Origin of the sequence: Phormidium sp. FACHB-1136 (assembly GCF_014697375.1) — a bacterium.
Classification (GTDB): domain Bacteria; phylum Cyanobacteriota; class Cyanobacteriia; order Phormidesmidales; family Phormidesmidaceae; genus Nodosilinea.
This window is the reverse complement of record NZ_JACJRS010000164.1, coordinates 1-6,632: the sequence shown is the minus strand read 5'-3', so window position 1 is coordinate 6,632 and position 6,632 is coordinate 1. Positions and strand designations below refer to the sequence as shown.

Here is a 6,632-nt window from a genome sequence, read left to right as displayed (position 1 = left end):
GAAAGGCTTTACATCAGCCAGTTTCGGACATGATGGGTCGATTGACTCAGCTCATGTCCGTTTTTCTTGGCGTCCCGCTACCGGATACAGAACTTCCCACTGTCCAGATCAAGAACTTAAACATCAAAATGACATCGATTGGTTTGCGACCTGCATTGCTTTTGCGGTCTTTTTTATGGAGCGATTCTAGTTCATCTCGGAATAACTCCCAAGGAATAATGTCATTGAGATATTTTAAGGTTTTATTTTTGTTGAGCAATTCCTGCTGACGTTCCTCAAAGTCCCAGAATCCTTTTTGTCCCATAGTCCTGATGAGAAATGAGTGATTTATATTATCTATGATCTCATCTTTTTGTGTCTATCGGCTATCTCTTTAAGAATCAAAATACTAAGATCTCATCTTTTTGTGTCTATCGGCTATCTCTTTAAGAATCAAAATACTAATGATCAAATATTGGACTATTAGCAAATATTTCAGGAGTCTGGATTTCGGCGTGAGTCTCATTGTGAGACAGTGCCTTCAGTATTTTTCGAGGTGCCCAATCTTGTCATCAAACGACTGGTAACAGATTAGGTGTCGTCGTTTAACAATGTCAACGTGGTGCTCTCTTTCAACTCGCTACAGTCTTTGTACGAGGTAATTGGTTGGAGCGCCACTACGATGGCTGAATTCAAGATCCCCAGATGTAGTTGACGGCTTTTTCGGCGGAGGCATAGAACCGGGGGAGCTAGCCGGAGAAGTGGGCTTCTGTTTTTAGGCTTTTGCAGGGATGGGTCACAACATCGGCGGGATGTCGGCCCCAACTCCGCCAGGGTTCAACGTCCTCATGGGGAACGATGCCCTGGATGAGGGCGTGAATCAGCGGTGCTTAATTTCGTAACATCCGGGCGAAGAGCCTGTTTGTAAATCTATCTCACTGGGATAACTAGAACTAGGTATCAATGGGGATCGGGGGGGTACCTACGGGCGCACCCCAGAGCCATAAACAATCCTGGTGAGACTGACAGGTTAGAGTGATGTCAAAAAAAGAGCTAAGCGAAGCCGATATTTGTGATCAAAATATCACCCCGGCACTGCACCAAGCGGGGTGAAAACGGTCGCAGATCCGTCGGGAGCTTTCCTTTACCGATGGGCAGATGATCGTACGTGGGCCACTTACCACTCGGGGATCCCGCAAACGAGCGGATTATGTCCTGTTTCACCACACCAACCAACCCATCGCGGTGATTGAAGCCAAGGACAACCAGCACAGCGTAAACGCCGGGATTCAGCAAGCCTTGGGCTATGCCGATACCCTGGGCACCCCCTTTGTGTTTTCCTCGAATGGAGACGCCTTTTGGCTGCACGACCGCACCGGAACCTTTGGGGCTGTGGAACAGGAAATTTCCCTAGATGCGTTTCCCTCGCCGGAAGACCTGTGGCAGCGTTATCTCCAGTGGCAGCAGATTAGCCCAAACCACGTAGACCTGCTGACTTCTCAGTTCTACACCAAGGTCGGGGGCAAGGCTCCTCGCTATTACCAGCAGCTTGCCGTCAACCGCACCATCGAAGCCATTGCCAAAGGCCAACGGCGATGCCTACTGGTGATGGCAACCGGATCGGGCAAAACCTACACCGTGTTCAACATCATTTGGCGGCTGTGGAAGACGGGGACGGTGAAGCGGGTGCTGTTTCTGGCCGACCGCAATTCCCTGGTCGATCAGACCATTACCAATGACTTTGAACCTTTTGGCGACAAGAAAGCCAAGCTGACTCGCAAGCTACTGGATGAGAATGGCCGCGTCAACACCTCCTATGAGGTGTATCTGGGACTGTACCAGGCCATCATCGGCAATGAAGGGCAAGACAACCTCTACGAGAAATTTGACCGTAATTTTTTCGACTTGGTGGTGATCGACGAGTGCCATCGGGGCAGCGCCGCCGAGGACTCGAACTGGCGACAGGTGTTGGACTACTTTTCCACCGCAATTCAGGTGGGGCTGACGGCAACGCCTAAGGAGACCAAGTATGTCTCCAACATCAACTACTTTGGGGAGCCAGTTTATACCTATTCCCTGCGCCAGGGTATTGAAGATGGCTTTCTGGCCCCCTTCAAGGTGGTGCGGGTGAGCCTCGACAAAGACCTCGATGGCTGGCAGCCAGAGACCGGGGAGGTAGATGACCACGGTCAGCTTATCGAAGACCGGGTCTACAATCTGCGGGATTATGACCGCAATATCAAATTCAAACAGCGAACCCAGTTGGTGGCCCAGTACATCAGCGAGTTTTTGCACAATGGCGACCCGATGCGTAAGACCATTGTGTTTTGCGAAGACATTGATCACGCCCAGCGAATGCGTGAAGCCCTGATCAACGTGGATGCCAACCGGGAACTGGTGCAGAAAGACCGCCGTTACGTGATGCAAATTACCGGGGATGAGAAAGAGGGCAAGGCCCAGCTTGATCACTTTATTAACCCCAATGAGACCTACCCGGTGATTGCCACCACCTCAAAGCTGATGACCACGGGGGTCGATGCCCAGACCTGCCAAGTGATTGTGCTAGAGCGGCGCATTCAGTCGATGACGGAATTTAAGCAGATCATCGGACGGGGAACGCGCCTGCGGCCCGACTACGGCAAAAACTACTTCACCATCCTCGACTTTCGGGGGGCAACCCACCTCTTTCAGGACGAAGACTGGGACGGGCCACCCCTCCAGGATGAGGACTTTGGTCAGGCAACGGGAGACGGCTCCGATGGCGGCTTGGGTACGGACGGCACCGCCTCACTGCCACCCGCTGACCCACCGATTCCTGGAGAGCGCATCAAATACACCGTTAGCCGCCAGGAATTTCAGGTGGTGCGGGAACAGGTGAGCTACTACAACACAAATGGCGAACTGACCACCGAATCGCTGCGCGACTACACCCGCCGTACTGTAATCGAGGCTTATACTTCGCTGAACCAATTTTTGACCAAGTGGAATGAGGCCGACCGCAAGGCGGCTATTCTTCAGGAACTACAGGAGCGGGGGGTGTTGCTAGAGGATCTAGAGGCTATGGTGGGGTCAGGCTATGACTCTTTCGACCTGGTGTGCCATGTGGCCTTTAACCAGCCACCGCTCACCCGCCGAGAACGGGCGGAGCAAGTCAAAAAGCGCGATGTGTTTGCCAAGTACGGCGAAACGGCCCGCCTAGTCTTGGAGGGAATGCTAGAGAAATATGCTGACCAGGGCATTACTTCCATTGAAGACGCCAAAATCCTACAACTTGATCCCTTTGCCACCCTGGGCACCCCAGTGGAGTTGGTACAAAGCTTTGGCGGCAAACGGCAATATCAGGCCGCCCTCACCGAGCTAGAGAACTTACTCTACGAAAGGCCCAGCGCTTAAAGCTCAAGGCAAACGGGATAGGGTATCCGTTCGGGCTGAGCTTGTCGAAGCCCTGCCGGGGAATAGTGCCTTTCGACTGTTCGACTATTCGGCAAGCTCATAGCTCACAGCTCAAGGCGAACGGGGGGGAGGGTGTTCGTTCAGGCTGAGCTTGTCGAAGCCCTGCCGGGGAGTGATGCCTTTCGACTGCTCGACTATTCGGCAAGCTCATAGCTCACAGCTCAAGGCGAACGGGGGGTGTTCCGTTTGGGCTGAGTCCGTCGAAACCCTTTATCCTTGATCCATAGCACTCTCGTCACTGTCAACTCAGTTTTAGCTATGGCATTTTGGGTTTACATTCTTCGCTGCAACGACGGAAGCTATTACACAGGTCACACAGACAACCTAGAAAAGCGTTTCGCTGAACACTCCTCTGGTGCGATTCCCACTTGCTACACCTATAAACGCCGACCTCTAGAACTGGTCTTTTCCCAGGAATTTGCAACACGGGAAGAGGCTTTGGCGGCTGAGCGTCAGGTCAAAGGATGGAGTCGGAAGAAGAAGGAAGCCATGATGAGGGGAGATTGGGCAGAGGTGTCTAGGCTGGCGCGTGGAAAACAACCGCCGTCTCATCCAGAGTGATGCCTTTCGACAAGCTCAAGGCGAACGGTCAAGGCGAACGGCGGTAGGGTGTTCCGTTCGGGCTGAGCAGTGAGCTATGAGCTTGCCGAATAGTCGAACAGTCGAAGCCCAGCCGGGGAATGGAGCCTTTCGACAAGCTCAAGGCGAACGGTCAAGACGAACGGCGGTAGGGTGTTCCGTTCGGGCTGAGCTGGTCGAAGCCCTAGACTTACGGCCCAGAGTGTGGCCTTTCGACAGGCTCAAGGCGAACGGGTTGGATGTCCGTTCGGGCTGAGCTGGTCGAAGCCCTAGACTTACGGCCCAGAGTGTGGCCTTTCGACAGGCTCAAGGCGAACGGGTTGGATGTCCGTTCGGGCTGAGCTGGTCGAAGCCCTAGACTTACGGCCCAGAGTGTGGCCTTTCGACAGGCTCAAGGCGAACGGGTTGGATGTCCGTTCGGGCTGAGCTGGTCGAAGCCCTAGACTTACGGCCTAGAGTGTGGCCTTTCGACAGGCTCAAGGCGAACGGCGGTAGGGTGTTCCGTTCGGGCTGAGCTGGTCGAAGCCCTAGACTTACGGCCTAGAGTGTGGCCTTTCGACAGGCTCAAGGCGAACGGGTTGGATGTCCGTTCGGGCTGAGCTGGTCGAAGCCCTAGACTTACGGCCCAGAGTGTGGCCTTTCGACCGTTCGACAGGCTCACAGTTCAAGGCAAACGGGATAGGGTAGAACTATAATTCCAGTCCTTTCAGCACAGCCAGTCCCATGTCTCTCAGTGCCACGATCAAGTCGATTCAAGACATTATGCGGAAGGATGTGGGGGTCGATGGCGACGCTCAGCGGATTGGGCAGATGGGGTGGCTGCTGTTTTTCAAGATTTTTAGCGACCAGGATGCCGAGCTAGAACTCAGCGACGACAACTACGAATCGCCGATTCCGATGGCGCTGTGTTGGGATCAGTGGGCCGACAGCAAAACCCTAGGCAAAGACGCACCCACGGGCGATGAACTGCTGGCTTTCATCGATAACCAGTTATTTAAGACCTTTCAAAACCTAGACCACGAACAGTATGAGGGCCAGGGGCGCGAGCGGGCGCTGCTGCTGCGGAGCGTGTTTGAGGATGCCTACAACTATATGAAATCGGGCACCCTACTGCGCCAGGTGATCGACAAAATCAACGACAGCATTGACCTGAACCAGCGCCAAACGAGGGATGTGTTTGGCGACATCTATGAGCAGATCCTCAAAGACCTGCAAAGTGCGGGCAATGCGGGAGAGTTCTACACCCCCAGGGCCGTTACCCAGTTTGCGGTGGATATGACCAACCCTCAACTGGGGGAAACGGTGCTAGACCCAGCCTGTGGCACGGGGGGATTTCTCACCTGTGCCTACGAGCACCTAAAGGCCCAGGCCAAAACCCCCCAAGACCTAGAGACCGCCAAGCGCAGCATTCAGGGGGTAGAGAAAAAGCAACTGCCCCACCTGCTCTGTGTGACCAACATGATGGTGCACGGCATTGAGGTGCCCACCAACATTCGCCACGACAACACCCTGCGCCGCCCCCTGCGCGACTATGGCCCCAAGGATTGGGTGGATGTGGTGGTAACGAATCCGCCCTTTGGGGGCATGGAGGAGGACGGCATTGAGGGAGGATTTCCGTCGGAGTTTCGCACGCGGGAGACGGCGGATCTGTTTTTGGTGCTGGTGATAGAGTTGCTGAAGCCCGGAGGACGCGCCGCCATTGTGTTGCCCGATGGCACCCTGTTTGGCGAGGGCATTAAGACGCGGGTGAAGGAAAAGCTGCTGCGCGACTGCAATCTGCACACCATTGTGCGCCTGCCCAATGGCGTGTTTAACCCCTACACCAGCATTCGCACCAATGTGCTGTTCTTTACGAAGGGAGAGCCGACGGAGGCGGTGTGGTATTACGAGCACCCCTACCCAGAAGGCTATAAGTCGTACTCGAAAACAAAGCCGATGCGGGTAGAGGAGTTTGCCCCCGAAAAAGCCTGGTGGCACAACCGGGAAGAGACGGAGCAAGCTTGGAGGGTGCCCGTGGCCGACATCATTGCCAATGGCTATAACCTGGATATTAAGAACCCCAACACGCCGGAGGACACCCACGAAGACCCGCTGGTGTTGCTAGAGCAATATCAGGCAGCGGCGGCGGCGGCGGATGAGGCGCGGAATGCCCTAAAGGCGAGCTTAATGGCGGCGTTGGAACGGGGGGAGAACTGATGCGAGGAGGTGAAAATCGATAATAAAACAAGCAATTCTCAGTATGATGCTCCTCAGAGAAGACGATATAGCTGTAGCCATCTTGCTTGAGATACGTTCGGGCTGAGCTGTGGGCCTGCCGAACAGTCGAAGCCCAACCGGGGAAGCGCAGAGTGATGCCTTTCGACAAGCTCAAGGCGAACGTGGCTCCGTTCGGGCTGAGCTGTGAGCCTGCCGAACAGTCGAAGCCCAACTGGGGAAGCGCAGGGTAATGCCTTTCGACAAGCTCAAGGCGAACGGAGACGACCCAAAATGAGAATTGCAAGGAGACTACACGATCAACACTCCGGACAGTTTTTTGGGGTTGGGTTGGAAAAAAGCTATCCACCGCATAGAGTGCAGGTGCAAGTAAAACACGGTGCACCGATGGATAGCCTCAACAGCAT

3 protein-coding genes are annotated in these 6,632 nt (G+C 54.4%); 2 read left to right on the top strand and 1 reads right to left on the bottom strand.

The features are described from left to right. Positions 1–46: 46 nt before the first annotated feature. Positions 47–304 carry a hypothetical protein gene (locus H6G62_RS25390; RefSeq protein ID WP_190500394.1) on the bottom strand — a complete coding sequence of 86 codons (258 nt, stop codon included), beginning with the start codon at positions 302–304 and terminating at the stop codon, positions 47–49. A gap of 800 nt (positions 305–1,104) precedes the next feature. Between H6G62_RS25390 and H6G62_RS28710 the strand changes: the two genes are divergently transcribed. Together H6G62_RS28710 and H6G62_RS25375 are read left to right on the top strand one after the other, a co-directional pair. Beyond that, on the top strand, positions 1,105–3,372 hold the full coding sequence (locus H6G62_RS28710; RefSeq protein ID WP_347239425.1) for a DEAD/DEAH box helicase family protein: 2,268 nt from the start codon (positions 1,105–1,107) through the stop codon (positions 3,370–3,372). 1,362 nt (positions 3,373–4,734) lie between these two features. Beyond that, complete coding sequence (locus tag H6G62_RS25375) at positions 4,735–6,207, top strand: class I SAM-dependent DNA methyltransferase (RefSeq protein WP_190500390.1); 1,473 nt, start codon at positions 4,735–4,737, stop codon at positions 6,205–6,207. Positions 6,208–6,632: the final 425 nt, after the last annotated feature.